Annotated in this window: 18 protein-coding genes; 14 read left to right on the plus strand and 4 right to left on the minus strand. The window is 39.6% G+C overall.

Annotation, left to right across the window (positions count from 1 at the left end):
- Nucleotides 1-344 precede the first annotated feature (344 nt).
- From B554_RS0117490 to aroC, 7 genes are all read left to right on the plus strand, one after another.
- Nucleotides 345-650 (plus strand): YcgL domain-containing protein, encoded by a 306-nt coding sequence (locus B554_RS0117490; protein WP_019459070.1) that lies wholly within the window; start codon nt 345-347, stop codon nt 648-650.
- Nucleotides 643-1,029: a hypothetical protein gene (locus B554_RS0117495; protein WP_019459071.1), complete on the plus strand. Its 387-nt coding sequence runs from the start codon at nt 643-645 to the stop codon at nt 1,027-1,029. The genes B554_RS0117490 and B554_RS0117495 overlap by 8 nt, the downstream gene beginning before the upstream one ends.
- A 29-nt stretch (nt 1,030-1,058) precedes the next feature.
- Complete coding sequence (locus tag B554_RS0117500) at nt 1,059-1,910, plus strand: AAA family ATPase (RefSeq protein ID WP_004701808.1); 852 nt, start codon at nt 1,059-1,061, stop codon at nt 1,908-1,910.
- Between the two features lie 15 nt (nt 1,911-1,925).
- A complete protein-coding gene (locus B554_RS0117505; protein ID WP_019459072.1) occupies nt 1,926-3,113 on the plus strand; it encodes a vWA domain-containing protein in 1,188 nt (395 codons plus the stop codon).
- Nucleotides 3,114-3,149: 36 nt separating this feature from the next.
- On the plus strand, nt 3,150-4,355 hold the full coding sequence (gene trpB, locus B554_RS0117510) for a tryptophan synthase subunit beta (RefSeq protein WP_019459073.1): 1,206 nt from the start codon (nt 3,150-3,152) through the stop codon (nt 4,353-4,355).
- A 237-nt stretch (nt 4,356-4,592) separates the two neighbouring features.
- Entirely contained in the window at nt 4,593-5,597 is a 1,005-nt protein-coding gene (gene prmB, locus B554_RS0117515) for a 50S ribosomal protein L3 N(5)-glutamine methyltransferase (RefSeq protein ID WP_019459074.1), read from the plus strand.
- A gap of 12 nt (nt 5,598-5,609) precedes the next feature.
- Entirely contained in the window at nt 5,610-6,701 is a 1,092-nt protein-coding gene (gene aroC / locus B554_RS0117520) for a chorismate synthase (RefSeq protein WP_004701801.1), read from the plus strand.
- A 100-nt stretch (nt 6,702-6,801) separates the two neighbouring features.
- Here aroC and B554_RS0117525 read toward each other — a convergent pair whose 3' ends face one another.
- Nucleotides 6,802-8,031 (minus strand): GGDEF domain-containing protein, encoded by a 1,230-nt coding sequence (locus tag B554_RS0117525; protein ID WP_019459075.1) that lies wholly within the window; start codon nt 8,029-8,031, stop codon nt 6,802-6,804.
- 321 nt (nt 8,032-8,352) lie between these two features.
- On the opposite strand from B554_RS0117525, the gene B554_RS0117530 reads away from it, so the two are divergent.
- Nucleotides 8,353-9,105, plus strand: coding sequence for a TenA family transcriptional regulator (locus tag B554_RS0117530; RefSeq protein ID WP_019459076.1), 753 nt, complete (start codon nt 8,353-8,355; stop codon nt 9,103-9,105).
- Nucleotides 9,106-9,153: 48 nt separating this feature from the next.
- Here B554_RS0117530 and B554_RS0117535 read toward each other — a convergent pair whose 3' ends face one another.
- Together B554_RS0117535 and lipA are read right to left on the minus strand one after the other, a co-directional pair.
- The gene (locus tag B554_RS0117535) at nt 9,154-10,293 is read right to left on the minus strand and encodes a helix-turn-helix domain-containing protein (RefSeq protein ID WP_019459077.1); all 1,140 of its coding nucleotides are present in this window, start codon (nt 10,291-10,293) and stop codon (nt 9,154-9,156) included.
- Nucleotides 10,294-10,449: 156 nt separating this feature from the next.
- Entirely contained in the window at nt 10,450-11,436 is a 987-nt protein-coding gene (lipA, locus tag B554_RS0117540; RefSeq protein ID WP_019459078.1) for a lipoyl synthase, read from the minus strand.
- A gap of 361 nt (nt 11,437-11,797) precedes the next feature.
- On the opposite strand from lipA, the gene B554_RS0117545 reads away from it, so the two are divergent.
- Genes B554_RS0117545 through B554_RS0117570 form a run of 6 tightly spaced genes read left to right on the plus strand, consistent with a single transcriptional unit; the run spans nt 11,798 to nt 18,644 of the window.
- Complete coding sequence (locus B554_RS0117545; RefSeq protein ID WP_004701792.1) at nt 11,798-12,760, plus strand: thiamine pyrophosphate-dependent dehydrogenase E1 component subunit alpha; 963 nt, start codon at nt 11,798-11,800, stop codon at nt 12,758-12,760.
- A 13-nt stretch (nt 12,761-12,773) separates the two neighbouring features.
- Nucleotides 12,774-13,793 (plus strand): alpha-ketoacid dehydrogenase subunit beta, encoded by a 1,020-nt coding sequence (locus B554_RS0117550; protein ID WP_019459079.1) that lies wholly within the window; start codon nt 12,774-12,776, stop codon nt 13,791-13,793.
- Nucleotide 13,794: 1 nt separating this feature from the next.
- A complete protein-coding gene (locus B554_RS0117555) occupies nt 13,795-15,330 on the plus strand; it encodes a 2-oxo acid dehydrogenase subunit E2 (RefSeq protein ID WP_019459080.1) in 1,536 nt (511 codons plus the stop codon).
- Between the two features lie 10 nt (nt 15,331-15,340).
- Nucleotides 15,341-16,744: a dihydrolipoyl dehydrogenase gene (gene lpdA / locus B554_RS0117560; protein ID WP_019459081.1), complete on the plus strand. Its 1,404-nt coding sequence runs from the start codon at nt 15,341-15,343 to the stop codon at nt 16,742-16,744.
- Nucleotides 16,745-16,770: 26 nt separating this feature from the next.
- The gene (locus B554_RS0117565; protein WP_019459082.1) at nt 16,771-17,556 is read left to right on the plus strand and encodes an acetoin reductase; all 786 of its coding nucleotides are present in this window, start codon (nt 16,771-16,773) and stop codon (nt 17,554-17,556) included.
- Between the two features lie 29 nt (nt 17,557-17,585).
- A complete protein-coding gene (locus B554_RS0117570; RefSeq protein WP_019459083.1) occupies nt 17,586-18,644 on the plus strand; it encodes a 2,3-butanediol dehydrogenase in 1,059 nt (352 codons plus the stop codon).
- A gap of 47 nt (nt 18,645-18,691) precedes the next feature.
- Here B554_RS0117570 and B554_RS0117575 read toward each other — a convergent pair whose 3' ends face one another.
- Nucleotides 18,692-19,603, minus strand: a complete 912-nt coding sequence (locus B554_RS0117575) for a bestrophin family protein (protein WP_019459084.1) — start codon at nt 19,601-19,603, stop codon at nt 18,692-18,694.

Raw genomic sequence — 19,603 nt, forward strand, 5'->3', positions numbered from 1 at the left:
TAAAACTTACCAAGGTTTAATTTAAAGCAGAATTTAAATTAAATTTATAATTTTCAATAAATTAAACTGGATTAACTTCAGTTAAATTAAAGTTTGATTGTTTTCAAAATGTAATTTTTTCATTTTATAAAAGTAGTTCAAAGGATTTTTTATGTAAAATTAATAGGTTATTAAAGGTAGAAAATTTAAAACTTTAGAAAATTAAAAGTTATTTGTCGACCTTAATGATTGTTGTGGGTTAATATTTCGCAAGAAAAGAAAAAACGACTGATGCGTAAACAAACCTGCGTGTGTCTGTTGTTTTTTTTCATGTATGCTGTCCTTAGTTCAAGAGTTGATTTGAAATGCACTGTGATATTTATAGATCGAGCAAAAAAGATGAAATGTACATTTATATTGCTCGTCAAAACTATCCTGATGATACGGAGCAAGCCGATCCGTTTGAAAAAGTTCCAGAAGCTGTTTTACAAGCATTTGGTCGTGCAACATTTGTCATGCATTTAGAATTGGCTCCAACACGTAAATTAGCGCGTGTAAATGTTTTACATGTTCTAGACTCATTACAAACAAAAGGTTTCTTTATTCAGATGCCGCCAGAAGGGTTAATTAACCCAAATGCAGTTGAACCAGAGGGCTTACGTGGTGCGTGAAGATCAAGCTGGAGTTTTAAATCAATTACTTTCTTCTCTCGATGCAATTCCTGAGGAAATCATTGCTTTAACAGCTTATGGCGTTGGCGCTCTTATTGCTTTGTGGTGTTGGTGGCGTTTAATGCGTCGCTTACCTACTACTTTTGGCGCAATAAGCTGGTTAGTTGTGTTTGCTATTTTATTGACGCCAACCGTTTCGGAAGGGCCTAATGCATCTGTAGCACCAGCTATTTTTGGTTTACTGTTTGGTGTGTTAACTAAAGACAGTCCTTTAATCTGGTCAAATTTATCCTTAATTCTGTTTGTGGTTGGTCTAGGTTTGGTTATTGGCTATTGTTGGTCAAAATATTCAACAAACAAGAGCATGCGTTCCATCTAACCATTGAAATAGAAAAATAAGGTCTCTACATGTCTGCTGATACCCAACATTTTACCGGTACAGATCAATATATCGCGACTGATAGTCTTAAACTTGCTGTAAAAGCAGCTCGTGCTTTGCAAAAGCCTTTATTGGTTAAAGGTGAGCCAGGTACAGGTAAAACTTTACTTGCTGAGCAAGTTGCAGAAAGTCTTGGTTTAAAACTCATCACTTGGCACATCAAGTCAACGACTAAAGCACAGCAAGGCTTATATGAATACGATGCTGTGTCCCGCTTGCGTGATAGTCAACTCGGTGATGATCGTGTTTACGATATTAAGAACTATATTAAGCCCGGTAAACTGTGGGAAGCTTTCACCAGTGAAGAGCGCTGTGTGCTTTTAATTGATGAAATTGATAAGGCGGACATCGAGTTTCCAAATGACTTGTTACATGAACTTGATAAGATGTCTTTTTATGTTTATGAAACAGGCGAAACGATTACGGCTACTCAACGTCCAATCGTAATTATTACTTCAAATAATGAAAAAGAATTACCAGATGCGTTCCTGCGTCGTTGCTTCTTCCACTACATTGAGTTTCCAGACGAAGCAACTATGCGTGAAATTATCTCGGTACATTTCCCAAGTATCTCTGCAACCTTAGTAAATGAAGCACTTCAAGTTTTCTTCAAACTCCGTGAAATTCCTAATTTGAAGAAACCACCATCTACTTCAGAATTAATCGATTGGTTAAGTCTGCTTATGGCAGATGATATGCCTGAAGATGTATTACGTAATCGAGATACATCAAAAGCGATTCCACCTTTGTATGGCGCACTCATTAAAAACGAGCAAGATGTGCAACTGCTTGAACGTTTGGCTTTCATGTCACGACGTTAAAGGAGGGAATAACCCATGTTTGTGCGGTTATTTTACACCTTACGTAAATACGGTGTTCCAGTTACTACACGTGAGCTCATTGACTTAAACCGTGCAGTAAGTGAAGGTTTAGTTTTTGCCGATCAGGAAGAGTTCTATCAGCTTGCTAAAACCATTTTAGTTAAAGATGAACGCTTTTTTGATAAGTTTGACCGTGCCATGAAAGATTACTTTGATGGCATAGAAACCTTTGATATCGATGAGTTACTCAAGCAAGTCCATAAATTACCAAAAGACTGGTTCGATTTAGAACTTCTCGAAAAGCATTTAACACCAGAGCAAAGAGCTGAGCTTCAAAAAGCAGGCTCTTTAGAAGAACTGATGAAAATGCTAGAGGAACGCTTACGCGAACAGCATAAAAAACACCAAGGTGGTAACCGTATGGTTGGCACAGGTGGAACATCACCTTTTGGCGCTTTTGGTGACCATCCAGAAGGCGTCAGAATTGGTGGGCCAGGGCGTAAACGTTCGGCGGTTAAAGTCTGGGAACAGCGTAAATACCAAAACCTAGATGACGACCAAGTCCTTGGAACTCGTCAGATGCAAATTGCGTTACGACGTTTACGCAAATTTGCTCGTCAAGGTGCTGCTGAAGAGCTAGACGTTGACGGAACAATTCGGGAAACAGCCAAGCAAGGTATCTTGGATGTTCAAATGGTTCCAGAGCGCCGTAATCGAATCAAAGTATTGATGTTGTTTGATGTGGGCGGTTCAATGGATGCTCATATTGCCCAATGTGAAAAGTTATTCAGCGCAGCTAAAACAGAATTCAAAACACTTGAATACTTTTATTTCCATAATTGTCTTTATGACTATGTTTGGAAAGATAACTACCGAAGAACAGCTACGCGTATGAATACATGGGATTTGTTTCATACTTACGGACGCGACTATCGTGTAATTGTGGTAGGTGATGCCAGTATGGCACCGTATGAGCTGAAATCGGTAGGTGGCTCGGTTGAATATATGAATGATGAGGCAGGTGAAATTTGGTTACGCCGCTTACGTCAGCATTTTGATAAAACAGCATGGTTAAACCCTGAAACAGACGGGTATTGGCATTACACACAAACAATTGGTTGGATTAAAGAGATTTTTGAAAACCATATGTATCCAATGACCCTAAAAGGCATTGAGGATTTAACGCGTTACCTTTCTCGATAAACTTGATAACTTTAATAATTTAAAAAGAGGGATGATATGCAACATCAAATTAATGGTATTGCTTTACCGAATGAACAAGGATTTTTTGGTGAGTATGGAGGGCAATTTATTCCTCCACATTTAAAAGAAGCAATGGATGAAATTAATGTTGCTTATGAAGAAATTCGCCATACAGCTGAATTTCAAAATGAACTATCAGACCTCTTTACGAATTATGTAGGCCGTCCAAGTCCCTTATTTCATGCAAAGCGTCTATCTGAACAGTTAGGCGGCGCACAAATTTATTTAAAGCGTGAAGACTTAAATCATACGGGTGCCCACAAAATTAATCACTGCTTAGGTGAAGCTTTACTTGCTAAATATATGGGCAAAAAGAAAGTCATTGCTGAAACTGGAGCAGGTCAACATGGAGTTGCTTTGGCAACAGCGTGTGCTTTAGTGGGTATTCCGTGTGAAATTCACATGGGGCAAGTCGATATTGAAAAAGAACATCCAAATGTTGTCAAAATGAAAATTTTGGGTGCACATTTGGTGGCAGTTACACGTGGTACAGCAACATTAAAAGATGCTGTAGATAGTGCATTTGAAGAATATTTAAAAGATCCTAAAAACTTTATATATGCCATTGGTTCTGTGGTTGGACCTCATCCATTCCCTAAAATGGTTCGAGATTTTCAATCTATTATTGGTAATGAAATTAAAGATCAAACGCACCATCGCTTTGGTAAAAATCCAGATTATGTGGTGGCATGTGTTGGTGGCGGTTCAAATGCTATCGGTGCGTTTACAGCATTTTTAAATGATTCGGATGTAAAACTCGTTGGGGTTGAACCAGCTGGACATGGGTTAGACACCAATATGCACTCGGCAACCTTAACTTTAGGTAAACCAAGCCAAATTCATGGTATGGCGTGTTATGTGCTTGAAAATGAGGCTGGTGAACCTTTACCAGTGCATTCTATTGCTTCAGGACTAGACTATCCGGGTGTTGGGCCACAACACAGTTTTTTAAAAGATTTAGGTCGTGTGGAATATAGCACTGCAACCGACCAAGAATGTTTAGATGCTTTTATGACACTTTCTCGTGTAGAAGGAATTGTTCCTGCACTAGAAAGCTCACATGCGGTGGCTTGGGCAATTCGTGAAGCACCAAAGCTGCCGAAAGAAACCATGATTGTGGTGAATCTGTCGGGTCGTGGAGATAAAGACTCCGATTATGTTGCAGAAAAGCTTAAGCTTTAAGCCAACTAGAGTTCATAAGCGGTCAGTATTTAAAGGCCGCTTTTTTGTTTCAGAGACTATATATTGCGCTACTTATAAAGTTCATTATTTCTTAATTAAAACAAAGTATTCTAATTTAAAGCCGTGATTTCTATAGATTGAGATGTAAAACACTGGTTCACAAGGCAAAGCGTTGCGTTGCTTTGTCTCACTCAGTAGAATAGTCACTTTGCAAAAATTGCCTTTGGAGACGCCTAAGTGGAGCGACCGACGATTAGCCCTGAACATTTACAGGAAGCTGCTGAAAATTTATCAACAATTCGAGACTTTATTCGTTTTGGGGTATCAGCATTACGTCAACATGATGCACATTTAGGACAAGGTACTGAAGATTATTTTGCAGAAAGCTCTGCATTAGTTTTACAAACCTTATCTCTTGAATGGTCAGCAGATGCAGAAATTCTAGATGCTAAGCTTTTACCAAGTGAAAAAGCAGAATTCTTAAGCTTGCTGGAGCGTCGTATTAATGACCGTATTCCAACTTCTTATTTATTAAATTTAGCTTACTTCTTCAATAAGCCATTTTATGTTGATGAACGCGTACTTATTCCTCGTTCACCAATTGCAGAGTTAATTGAGCAACGTTTTGCACCATATTGTTTAGATGAAAATGGTCAAATGCGTGAAGCGCTCAATAACTTACCAGAAAATACTAAACCTAAGACTCCGCAACGTATTTTAGACATGTGTACAGGTTCTGGTTGTATTGCTGTGGCTTTAGCTTATGCTTATCCAGATGCTGAAGTGGATGCAACAGATATTTCTAAAGAAGCTTTAGAAGTAGCTTCAATTAATGTTGAACACCACAATAAGCAATATCAAGTTGCGTTACTTGAATCTGATTTATTCGCCAAGATTCCAGCTGAAAATCAGTACGATTTAATTGTAAGTAACCCGCCATATGTTGATGCCGAAGATATGGCTGACCTACCAGAAGAGTTTTTACATGAGCCTGAACTTGCATTGGCAGCGGGTCAAGATGGTTTAGACTTAGTACGTAAAATGCTTGCTCAAGCAGCAGATTATTTGACAGAAGATGGTTTAATCGTCATTGAAGTGGGTAACTCTGAATGGGCAATGCGTCAGAACTTCAATACGATTGATTTCAACTGGCTCACTTTCCAAAAAGGCGGTTCAGGTATTTTTGCTTTGACTGCTGAACAATGTCGTCGTTATAGAAAATTATTTGCAGAACAATCTTAAGGAGTTGTACATATGGCAGGGAACACTATTGGACAACTCTTTCGTGTAACTACATGTGGTGAATCACATGGTGTTGGCTTAATGGCAATTGTTGATGGCGTGCCACCGGGCCTTGCATTGACTGAAGAAGATCTGCAAATAGACTTGGACCGCCGTAAACCTGGTACATCGAAATTTGCAACTCAACGCAAAGAACCTGATCAGGTTGAAATTATTTCAGGTGTATTTGAAGGGAAAACCACAGGTACTCCAATTGGTTTGCTCATTCGTAATACTGACCAAAAATCGAAAGATTATGGAAATATTGCGCAAACCTTTAGACCGGGCCATGCGGATTATACCTATACACAAAAGTATGGTTTCCGTGATTATCGTGGTGGCGGTCGTTCAAGTGCTCGTGAAACTGCTATGCGCGTTGCAGCAGGCGCTATTGCGAAGAAATATTTAGCAGAAAAATTTGGTGTCTTGATTCGTGGTCATGTCACTCAAATTGGTAATGAAGTTACCGAGAAACTAGATTGGAATGAAGTTCCAAATAATCCATTTTTCTGTGGCGATGTAGATGCTGTTTCTCGCTTTGAAGCATTGGTTACTTCTTTACGTGAACAAGGTACAAGCTGTGGCGCTAAGCTAGAAATTTTAGCTGAGAAAGTTCCTGTGGGTTGGGGCGAGCCTGTTTTTGACCGTTTAGATGCTGACATTGCACATGCAATGATGAGTATTAATGCGGTGAAAGGTGTAGAAATTGGTGATGGTTTTGCAGTTGCTGGACAGTTTGGTCATGAAACACGTGACGAATTGACGAGTCATGGCTTCTTAGCAAATCATGCTGGTGGAATTTTGGGTGGTATTTCAAGTGGTCAAACCATTCGTGTAGCGATTGCCCTAAAACCAACAGCAAGTATCACAACTCCGGGGAAAACGATTAATTTAAATCGTGAAGATACTGATGTATTAACTAAAGGCCGTCATGATCCGTGCGTCGGCGTTCGAGCAACTCCAATTGCGGAAGCAATGCTGGCTATTGTTTTAATGGATCATTTCCTACGCCATCGTGCTCAAAATGCAGATGTTGTTCCTCCATTTGCTCCGATTGAACCTTAGTCATAGTTCTGGTTGAATTAAGAAAAGCCACATAATTTAAAGTATGTGGCTTTTTTATTTATTGATAGCAATTTTTTTAATTATATAGACTTATGAATAATTAAGTTAAGTCTACAATTTGTTCTTCATTTACAGCAATTTGATATTGATTACGACCATTTGTTTTTGCTTGATAGAGTGCATGATCAGCACGGCTAACAAAGGCAGAAATTGAATCATTTAAACGCGGAACAGTCGTTGCCACACCCACACTAATGGTTACATACGGTGAAACACTGCTACATGGATGAACAATTGCAATTTTTTTAATTGCGTTCATTAATCTTTCAACTTGAATTTGAGCCTGTTGTGGGTTTGTCATAGGGAAAAGAAGTAAAAACTCTTCACCACCATAACGAGCAACCAAATCTCCACTACGAGCGGCAATAGATGAAATTGCAGTAGCAATATCTCTTAAGCACTGATCACCCTTAAGATGGCCCAAGGTGTCGTTATATGACTTAAAAAAGTCGATATCAACCATCATAATAGTAAGTGATGTCTCATGACGTAGTGCACGTCGCCATTCATTATCTAGTGTTTCATCAAGATAACGTCGGTTAGCAAGCCCAGTTAAAGCATCTTGTTGTGAAAGCAAAGATAGCTGCTGCGCTTGTTGCATGAGTTCAATACGGTTGAGCTCAATCATACAGTTTTGTAAATAGTTTTCTCGGTGTTGACGGTCTGTTGCGTAAGCAAGGGTCATCCCTAAGAAACTACTAAACGTATATGTACGGTTTAAAAAGGTCCAGTCAATGTCACCTTTTACATAGGTACTGACTAAAATACCAACAAAACCACCAACCCATCCAGCAATAATGGCAGTATAAAAGCGCATACCTACAGCACCGTAGATAATCACAATTGCATACATCATCGCTGCATGAAAAAGAACATTATCTTGGCCATTTTCTAAAACGTTAATTAAAATAAAGGTGATAGCAACGGCGGAAGCAGAGCCAATTCCGACATAATAATCAAACCACTGATTTAATTTTTTAATAAATGATAAAATCCATGCAATTAAAACTATTATACCCACCCAAGAATAATAGTTTAACCAGGATAAAACTTGTTCAGTCGGTAAAACTTGGTATATACCAAAGCTTAAAAATAAATATAATATTAAAATAATAGGTGCTCTATAGCGAAACTCATAGGCCGCACCTTCTTGATATTGAAAACGATAAATCGTTTCAAGTTGCTTTGGAAACCTGAGGAAATTTAATCCGCGTGTGGTTAATAAATCTATTTGTTCCTGTCCCAATATATTGGAACCTTGCAACTTCATAATTAATGCTCTCTATATTGGAAGTTGGCATAAAATGAGACTTGGTTTATTAAAGTTCCATCTAAAAGTATTGGTTATATAATGTGTGGATTATTTAAAAATAATAATACAGATTTTTTAAAAAAGTAATGATTTTTATACTCTCTAATTGTGATAAAAATCACGACATTTCAATGATTAGCGTCACAATTATCTAAAGACCCCAAACCTTTGAGAAAAAATGACAAATGGTCGATTAAAGATTGTATCTTTATCATTTTCGGATAGACTTATAGCCGTGAAGTACAGATGATTGCTGTCATATAAATAGGAAAATTAGCAATGACTGCTTTAAATCAATATGGAATGAATTTAGAAATTACAGCGCATAATGAATGGTCTCAGCGATTTTGGGATGATCTTTTACCAGTTAAGGAGCGAGTCAGTAAACATCCGTTTTTTACTGAAATGGCCAATGGGGGATTGAGCCTAGAGAGTTTCCGTTATGCATTACTTAATTTCTATCCATTAGTAGCGCACTTTCCATCATATATGGCTGGTGCATTAGCTAAAGCGACTGCTTTTGCTGAACCAGGTGTAACGGAAGCACGAGACTGGTTAATTCAAAATATTAAAGTCGAAGAACGCCATTTGCGGTGGTATCGTGATTGGGCTAAAGGTTTTGGATTAACTATAGAACAGCTTGATAGCGTGAGACCGCCGGCTGCAATGAATGCGGTGAACCATTTTCTATGGAATATGAGTCATCGTGGTAATTTAGCTGAATGTTTAGCTGCCACCAACTTAGCAATTGAATGGGCGACAGGTGACTGGTCTATTCAAGTCTATAAAGGTATTCATGCTTATACAGATCACCCTGAAGTCACGATTGATAAGCGCTCTTTAGCTTGGTTGCGTGCCCATGCGCATTATGATGATTTACATCCTTATGAAGCCATGGAGTTGATTAAACGTTTGTCGAATGACCGACCCGATTGGCAGCAAAAAGCATTTCATGCTGCTGAAGAAGGATTGCGTTATTATGAGCTGGCTTTAGATGATTGCTATAGGATACAGCTTAAAGCTTCTGCTTAAGCTGATCTTGAAAAGGGAGAATATTTATACAATATTCTCCCTTTTATTTTATTCAAGCAATTTTAAAAGCTTTACTCTATAAGGTGTATCTTCAGGTAATAATTCAAGTAAGCGTTCAACAGCATCAACTCGATCAGGCACACGACTGACTACCCGTAATAGTTGATCTATATCATCAATTTGATAAATTACATGGCTCAATCGAGCATCAAAACAATCTCTCCAAGCGCATAAGAATGGGCTTTCTGATTTGGCTAAAAAACTACCTCTGTAGAGTGTTAAAGTGGTTGCAGTAAACCCTAAGTTTAACGCCTGCTCAGCCATAAGAAAGTCACATTGAATTTCACAGTTGAGTCTATATGGCCGTGACTCGATAACATCTGGAATTAAGTTTCGAAGTTGAGAGAGTTCAGATTTTAATGTGGTTGTACTCACTGGGCGGTCGCCATATAAAGCGTAGTGTAGTTCTTCTAAGTTTATACCTTCTGGACACAAGGCAAGAATACATAATATTTCGATTTGACGCTGCGTGAGTGTTAAGCCATGTTGATTGTATTGAACTTTAGGTGTGCCTAGAGCCTTAATATATAAAATGTTTTTTTGATGAAGTTGAATGGCTTGTTTTACAAGATCTGCACAGCGTTCAACTGCTAAAATTCCAAGTGAATTATGCTTTTGATACTTAGTTGATAAGTTCATAATGCCATAAAACTGGCCTGTGTTTGCATCGGTGATTGGGGCTGCATAACAGACCCAGTCTCTAACGCTGTTCATCTGGTTTTCATGTGAATAAACACAGCTTGCTGAATGTGTATTAAGTGCAAGACCAATTGCATTTTGACCAACCGCTTGAGTAGACCATTGCCCACCTTCAACAAAGTGGACTTGTTCAGCAGATGAACGCATAGGTGTACTACTCCATGTCCAGAGTAAAGTACCGTGAGGATCTGTCACGCCAATTGCCATATCCGCATCTTCAGCAATATGCATCAAATTTCTATGACACTCTTGGATTGAACGACCAAATAAGGAATGTTGCCATTCCTGATCAAGATCAAATATAGGGGCCGCATCTAAATCGAGTGAGGGCTTTTTCACTGAATAGGCTGTTTCAGAAGTTGTTTCCGTTCTAAAGAAAGACGGAAGGTTATCTGTAGAAGGCAATAATAGTTGTTTTGACATATCCATATCGAAATTCCTTTATCGTTGAAATGGCGTATCCTTAGCCGCTCAACAGGTTTAACTTTCTTATTGTGACAATTTCCTCTTATTTCATTTACCTTAAATAGTTTTAATGGGTTTGACCATTAGCCAATTGGATAAGTTTTGTTATTTCGGATTGCGCTAAGACAAAACATCTTCTCTTGAAAATGGCTTCGGTACAGGTTCTCCAAAGTATTGCCGATCGGCAAAATAGCTAGAACGTACCATTGGTGCACTCCAAATATTTTTAAAGCCTAAACGCTTTCCATGCTGAGTGTATCTTTCAAATTCTTTTAAATGGACAAAACGATGAATAGGGGCATGTGACTTTGAGGGCTGTAGATATTGCCCAATAGTGATTAAATCTACATCGTGATCTTTTAAATCATTGAGTAGAGCAAGCACCTCAGCCTCAATTTCTCCTAATCCAACCATCAGACCGCATTTGGTTTTAATATCTGGACAGTATTTCTTAAAACGTTTTAATAAATTTAACGAATGCTGATAGTCCGAACCAGGGCGCATCGCTCTATATAAACGCGGTACTGTCTCAATATTATGATTAAACACGTCGGGTGGCGATAAACTTAATGTCGAAAGTGCAGTTTCTAAACGACCACGAAAGTCTGGAACTAAAATTTCAATCAGCGTGTCTGGACAACGGTTTCTGATTTCTTCAATACACTTCACAAAATGTGCTGCACCACCATCGTGTAGATCATCGCGGTCTACAGAGGTAATCACGACATATTTTAAGTTTAGGTTGGCGACTGTTTCTGCCAGATGCTTAGGTTCATTTTCATCTAAAGGCATTGGACGACCATGAGCTACATCGCAGAAAGGGCATCGTCTTGTACAAATATCTCCCATAATCATAAATGTTGCCGTACCGCCACCAAAACACTCAGGTAAATTTGGGCATGCGGCTTCTTCGCAAACACTATGTAGTTTTTGTTGACGTAATAAATTTTTGATACGTTGAATTTCTTCGAAATCCGTTATTTTTGCTCGAATCCATTCTGGTTTTTTAGGTAATTCTTCGGTAGGTAAAATCTTAATCGGAATACGAGAAACTTTATCTATTCCTCTTAATTTAATACCTGTCTCTATTTGCCTTTTAAAGTCCATATATAAAATTCCATTTTATATTTAATTCATTTTAAATTAGGTTGTGTATAATAAAATCTTAATTTATAAAAATAATAAAAAATGAATTTATTAATACACGCAGTACACAGCAAATATTATAAATTAACAAAGGTTGGTTAAAGGTTTGTTTTATAAGTTAATGAAATGAATTAAAATTTTTTGATTTTATTTTTGTATTGTAAGTTTTTGAAAAATAAAAATTAATAGTTAAAAAACTTATTTAAAAATTTTTAGTCTAATAGCATATTAAATTAAATTGAGCTTTATTATTTATAGCGAAATATATATCTCGCTGAAACTTGGTTGATTTTCAATAATCAAGATAATAAAGGAAAAGGATATGCAATTAACGGAAGAGCAATTACTCGCAGCATATAAACGCATGCGTGATATTCGTGAATTTGAAGATCGACTTCACGAAGAAAATACCAATGGTGATATTCCAGGCTTTATTCACTTATATAGCGGAGAAGAAGCTGTAGCAGTCGGGATTTGCGAGAACTTAACCGACAAAGACTATATCACTTCAACACATCGTGGACATGGACACTGTATTGCAAAAGGCTGTGACATTCACGCCATGATGCTGGAAATTTTTGGTAAAGATGACGGGCTGTGCCGTGGAAAAGGCGGTTCTATGCATATTGCCGATTTAGACAAAGGTATGCTCGGTGCCAACGGGATTGTGGGTGGTGGACCTCCTTTAGCAATTGGTGCAGCTTTGACAGCAAAAACCTTAAAGACTGGTGGCGTCGGACTGTCTTTTACAGGTGATGGTGGCTCAAACCAAGGCCTTACTTTTGAAGCGATGAACATGGCTGTTGTTCTTAAACTTCCAGTGATTTTCGTTTTTGAAAATAACGGTTTTGGCGAGGGGACTGGTCATGATTACGCTGTAGGAAGTAAGGACATAGCTGGTCGTGCAGCAGGTTTTGGTTTACCTGCGGTTAAAGTTGATGGTACAGACTTCTTTGCTGTCTATGAAGCTGCTCAAACTGCCATTGAACGTGCACGTCGTGGTGAAGGACCAAGCGTGATTGAAACCATTACAAACCGTTTTTATGGCCACTTTGAAGGTGACCCTGGCTTGATTCGTTCTAAGGAAGAAGTCGAGTTTATTAAAGAAAACAAAGATCCTTTGAAAATTTTCCGCGAAAAAGTCAAAGGCAAAATTGATGATGCCAAACTAGACGAGATTGATGCAGCTTCAAAGGCAAATGTTGATGATGCCGTTGCAAAAGCTCGTGCTGCGGCATATCCAAAACCAGAACAACTCCTTACCGACGTCTATGTCTCTTACTAAAGGAATAGTAAAGATGCCAAATAAAAGTTTTCGTAATGCAATTAAAGAAGCCATTGAATCAGAAATGCGCCGCGACCCAACCGTATTTGTTGTTGGTGAAGATGTTCGCGGTGGACACGGCGGTAAAAACACTGAAGACAACCAGTTAGAAGGTTTCGGTGGTGTATTGGGTGTAACCAAAGGTTTATGGACAGAATTTGGTTCGGAACGTGTGATTGATACACCAATTACCGAGTCTGCAATTATTGGTATGGCCGCTGGTGCTGCTGCAACAGGTTTACGTCCAGTTGCTGACTTAATGTTTATGGATTTCTATGGCGTGTGTCATGACATGCTTTATAACCAAGCCGCTAAATTCCGTTATATGTTCGGTGGAAAAGCAAAAGCGCCAATGGTTGTACGTGGCATGATTGGCGCAGGTTTTTCTGCGGCAGCTCAGCATTCTCAGTCGCCATATAACGTATTCGCCGCGGTTCCGGGCTTAAAAGTTGTGGTTCCATCTAGCCCATATGATGTGAAAGGACTATTAATTCAGGCTATTCGAGATGATGACCCTGTAGTGTTCTGCGAACATAAAATGCTTTATGACATTAAAGGCGAAGTTCCTGATGAGGCCTATACCATTCCTTTTGGTGTAGCAAATTACACCCGTGAAGGGACAGACGTGACCATTATTGCTTTAGGCCTGATGGTACACCGCGCCAATGAAGTAGCAGACAAACTGGCAAAAGATGGTATTTCAGTTGAAGTAGTAGACCCTCGTACAATTTCACCTCTGGATGAAGAAGGAATTTTAGAGTCTGTTGCATCAACTGGACGTGTGGTTATTGTGGACGAATCAGCGGCACGCTGTGGCTTTGGGCATGATGTGGCTGCACTAATCGCCCAAAAAGGTTTCCACTATTTGAAAGCACCTGTTGAACTCGTAACGCCACCACATACGCCTGTTCCATTCTCTCCAGTTTTAGAAAAAGAATGGATTCCAAGTGTAGAGCGTATTGAGCAAGCTGTGCGAAAAACATTGGAGGCTTAGGATGAGCGAAATTAAAACGCTGGAGATCCCAAAATGGGGATTATCCATGGAAGAAGGCACGATTGCCCAATGGTTGATTAAAGAGGGTGATAGCTTTAATAAAGGCGATGAAATTTGTGAAATTGAAACCACAAAAATCGTCAATGTGTTAGAAGCGCCTTTTGCTGGAACGCTCCGTAAAATTTTGGCGAAAGACGGTGATACTTTACCCGTCGGTGGTCTTATTGCGGTATGTGCTGATAGTGAAATTTCTGATGCAGAAATTGAAACGTTTATTGCGTCACTAGGTGGTTCAGCAGCTAAGGCCCCCGAAGCACCTTCGGAACAAAGTAAATCGGAAACATTTGCACCTGTTGCTGAAAAAGCCGAACAACCACAGTCTGTAGCTGCAAGTGCTCCAGCTCCTGCAAAGGTAGCTAAAGGTGACTACGATGTACCGGAATCATTGCAAGGCTATCAAACATCTGATGAGTTGTTTACAACACCGCATGCCTTAAAGCTTGCAGAAAAGCACAATGTGAACTTAGCGAAAGTCACAGGTTCTGGTCGTGAAGGCCGCATTAGTGTTCAAGACATCCAGAAGGCTGTACAGGCTGCTGGTGGTCAATGGCCTGATGTTAAGCAGCAAACTCAAGCTAAAGTGGTTAAATCTACTGCTGATGATAGCCGAGTTTCAGCGACACCTGTAGCACGCCGTTTAGCAAAGCAATGGGGCATTAACCTAAATGACTGCCGTGTTTCAGGTACTCGTGGCCGTGTCTGTAAAGAAGATGTTGAAGCGGTTTATTACCGTAATAATCCAACCTCGGTAAATGAACAATCTGCTCAATGTGCTGCTCAACCACAATCGACCGTTACTACTGTGGCGATGAATGGTATGCGTAAAGCGATTGCTTCACGGTTACAGGCTGCAAAACGTAATGCACCGCATTTCCGCTTAGTGGTCGATCTAAACGTTGAAGCTTTGCAAAAACTACGTAAGCAGATTAATGAGACCGTTCCACAAGTGAAACTTTCAATTAATGACATGCTAATTAAAGCAGCTGCTGCGGCACTGATTAAAGTACCTGAGGTAAACGTTCAATTTGATGAGGCGACTCAATCAATTTTACAGTTCTCTCAAGCGGATATTTCGGTGGCTGTAGCGATTCCAAACGGTTTAATTACACCCATTGTAAAAGCAGCAAATCAGAAGTCTTTAGCACAGATTTCCGATGACATGCGTGATTTGGCAACGCGTGCCAAGACTGGCAAGTTACAACCTGATGAGTTTCAGGGCGGCAGCTTTAGCATTTCAAATTTAGGAATGTTAGGCATTAAACAGTTCGATGCCATTATTAATCCACCGCAAGGTGCAATTATGGCATTAGGTGCTTCTGAATCACGTGCTGTTGTTGAAAATGGCAATGTCGTGGTTCGTGAGATTGTTACAGCGACGTTGTCATGCGATCACCGTGTCATTGATGGTGCAGTTGGGGCGAAATTCTTGGCCAGCTTTAAGCAGTTTGTTGAAAATCCTGCTTTAATTTTGGTGTAGGAGAACCCGCATGTCAGAAGCTCAATTTGATTTAATTGTGATTGGCGCGGGACCGGGTGGGTATGTGGCTGCAATTCGTGCAGCCCAGCTCGGGTTAAAAACCGCAATTGTAGAAGAGCAACATTTAGGTGGAATTTGTCTAAATTGGGGCTGTATTCCAACCAAAGCTTTGCTTGCAGGGGCAGAGCTCGCAACCCAGTTTAAACATGCCGTACAGTTTGGTTTTCAGGTATCCCAACTCGATTTTGATATTCAAAAGCTTGTGCAACATAGCCGACAAGTGTCAGCTCAATTAGTACAAGGCATCGATTACTTGCTTAAAAAGAATCAGGTGACAGTGTTTAATGGCCGTGCTCAACTTACGGCTAAAGAAAAACTTGAAGTGACAGATGCTCAAGGTAAAAGTCAGGCTTTGAGTGCACCGCATATTATTTTGGCAACTGGAGCTAAAGCTCGACATGTTCCTCAGCTTCCTGTCGATGGAAAATATGTCTGGAGCTATAAAGAGGCTCTTGTTCCAGAGCGGTTACCGAAAAGTTTACTGGTTGTAGGTTCAGGTGCAATTGGTAGTGAGTTTGCGAGCCTTTATCAAGACTTGGGTTGTCAGGTCACGCTTATTGATTTAGCCAAGCAGATTTTACCAACTGAAGATGCGGAAGTTGCTCAATTTGTCAGAAAGCAATTTGAACAAAAAGGAATGAAGGTCTTAACCGATGCTGTTGTTCAAAGTATTCAAATTGAAAATGATCAAGTCCACTGTGTAATTGAAACGGCAAATGACGTTCAAACGATTATTTTCGACCGTGTGCTTTCGGCAATTGGTGTACAGCCGAATACCACAGGGTTCGGACTAGAACGTTTAGGTGTAGAACTGAATCCACAAGGTTTTGTGGCAATTGATGACTATTGTAAAACCAATGTAGCAGGGCTTTATGCGATTGGTGACGTGGCTGGAGCACCGTGTCTTGCCCATAAAGCAAGCCATGAAGCCATGATATGTGTCGAGAAAATTGCTGGTGTAGCAAACGTACATTCACTCGATCGTAGCCAGATTCCGGGTTGTATTTTTACTCATCCACAAGTGGCGAGTATTGGTTTAACGGAAAACGTAGCAAAAGCTCAGAATTTACCTGTACGAATCGGCAAGTTTTCTTTAACTGCAAATGGTAAAGCTTTGGCAATTGGAGATGCGTCAGGTTTTGTGAAAACTATTATTCATTCAGAAACGGGCGAACTGCTTGGTGCACATATGGTAGGCCATGAAGTAACCGAACATATCCAAGGATTTGCTATTGCCAAATACCTAGAAGCAACTGATGAAAGTTTAGCTCAGGTGATTTTTCCGCATCCAACCTTATCAGAAGCTATGCATGAATCCATTCTAGCTTCAATGCAACGAGCGATTCATATGTAGAAATTCTGCATTTACAGGAGTTGAACATGGTTAAGGGATTAAAAAATAAAGTCGTTTTAGTGACTGGGGCAGCTCAAGGCATTGGCCGTGGGATTGCCCTGCGCTTGGCGCAAGAAGGGGCACATATTGCATTAGTGGATATGAAACAAGATCGACTGAACGATGTGCAGCAGGAGATTCAGGCTTTAGGTGTAAATGCGAGCACATTTATTGCTGATGTAAGTGACCGAGAGCAAGTGTATGCCGCTATAAATCATGCTGAGCAGGCACTTGGCGGGTTTGATGTCATGATTAATAATGCTGGAATTGCACAGGTTCAGGCGATTGCGGATATCACACCTGATGAATTTCAAAAAATTGTTGATATTAATATTGGTGGAGTGCTGTGGGGCATACAGGCTGCTGCTGCAAAATTTAAGCAACGCCAACATAAAGGTAAAATCATTAATGCTTGCTCAATTGCAGGCCATGATGGTTTTGCTTTACTCGGTATTTACTCGGCAACCAAATTTGCAGTACGAGCACTTACGCAAGCTTCGGCAAAAGAATATGCCAGTCATGGTATTACGGTAAATGGATATTGCCCCGGAATTGTCGGAACAGACATGTGGGTTGAAATTGATAAACGTTTTGCTGAAATTACTGGTGCTACTATAGGTGAAACTTATAAAAAGTATGTAGAAGGCATTGCTTTAGGTAGAGCCCAAACACCAGATGATGTGGCTGCATTAGTTGCTTTTCTGGCAAGTGAAGATTCAGACTATATTACGGGTCAATCCATTTTAACGGACGGTGGAATAGTCTATCGCTAAAACAACATCCTGATTTGAGGGAGATAATAATGAAAGCAGCGCGTTTTTATGACAGAGGTGATATTCGTATTGAAGATATCCCTGAACCAGAAGTCAGTCCCGGCACTGTAGGCATTAAGGTAGCTTGGTGTGGAATCTGTGGTACAGATTTGCATGAATTTATGGAAGGGCCAATTTTTATTCCACCGTGCGGACATCCGCATCCTATTTCAGGCGAATCTGCGCCTATTACTATGGGACATGAATTTTCAGGTGTGGTCTATGCTGTAGGTGAAGGTGTTGAAGACATTGAAATTGGTCAGCATGTGGTGGTAGAACCTTATATTGTGGCCGATGATGTGCCGACTGGACCGGGCGATAATTATCATCTTTCCAAAAATATGAACTTTATCGGTTTAGGCGGTCGTGGCGGTGGTTTATCGGAAAAAATTGCGGTTAAACGCCGTTGGGTACACCCAATTTCCAATAAAATTCCACTGGATCAGGCAGCCTTAATTGAACCGTTATCGGTGGGTCACCATGCTTTCGTGCGTAGTGGTGCAAAGGCTGGTGATATTGCACTGGTTGGCGGTGCTGGGCCAATTGGTTTATTGCTTTCGGCAATTTTAAAAGCGAAAGGTCTTAAAGTCATCATTACCGAATTAAGTGCCAAACGTAAAGAAAAAGCCAAAGAGTCGGGAGTCGCAGATTATATTTTAGACCCATCTGAAGTTGATGTTATTTCTGAGGTTATGAAAATTACCAATGGCGATGGTGTCGATGTCGCATTTGAATGTAGTAGCGTTAACAAGGTATTAGATACTTTAGTTGCAGCAGTGAAACCAACTGGTGTGATTGTCATAGTTTCGATTTGGAGCCATCCAGCATCAATTAATGTGCATAGTGTGGTAATGAAAGAGCTTGATGTACGAGGCACAATTGCCTATGTAAATGACCATCAGGAGACGATTAAACTGGTTGAAGAAGGTAAAATAAATCTTGAACCTTTTATTACGCAGCGTATTCGACTGGATGATTTGATTTCACAAGGTTTTGAAACCTTAATTCATAACAATGAGTCGGCAGTTAAGATTATTGTACAACCCTAAATAGAAACTTAAGGCTGTAAAAAAGAGCGAATCATCGCTCTTTTTTATTAAAGTAAATTGTTATTTTTGGCTTCAATAATAGGAGGTAATGGCTGTCCTAAAGAGCTTAGAGACTCACGTTCAATCAAACGCACAATAGAATCGAGCGGTAAATCATTTTCTTGTAACCCGAAAGGTTCTTCAATTTGAGCACTTAAAGCATCTAGCCCTAAAAACATATAAGCGATTAAGCCAACAATAAGCGGTGTCCAAATACCTAAAGCTGCTTCAAGGCTAAATGGTAATATGAAACAGAAACAATAAACAGCGCGATGTAAAAGTACAGAATAAGAGTAGGGTAAAGGTGTACCTGCAATACGGTCACAACCCGCTTGAATATTGCCTAACTCAATAATATGTCGATTTAGCGTGCTATAGATAATGTCACTAATTTCACCGTCTTTTAGTATTTTAACTAAATCTTTTTGAATGTTTTCGAGTACAAACTGCGGTGCATTAATATGATCATTTAAATAATCGAGTGAAGAGTTATTTAAATAAGCATGTTCAAGAAATTTGGTCGGCTCAGCGGTTTGCTGGCGCAGTCGATCACGTAGTAAATTACTAAAAATTAAGACCTGATGAATTAAATGTTCACGTTGTTCATTGTTAAGAACGTGACTATCTCTAACAATATGTCTGGCATTAGCAATTAATGCACCCCAAAGTTTGCGGCCTTCCCACCAACGGTCATAACAGGCGTTATTTCTAAAACCCGTACAAATGGAAAGAATCACACCAAAGATTGTAAATCCAATTGCGGGTACAGTAGGAATTTGAATCCAATGATAATAAGAAAGCCAAACTACACATGCTGAAATAAATACAACAAAACTCAATGCTGGCAAGACCTTGGGTAGAACAGTTCCTTTCCATGCAAATAAGAGTTTAAAAACGTTGCTTTTATCGCGAACAATCAT

Origin of the sequence: Acinetobacter sp. GG2 (assembly GCF_000292385.1) — a bacterium.
Classification (GTDB): Bacteria; Pseudomonadota; Gammaproteobacteria; order Pseudomonadales; family Moraxellaceae; genus Acinetobacter; species Acinetobacter seifertii.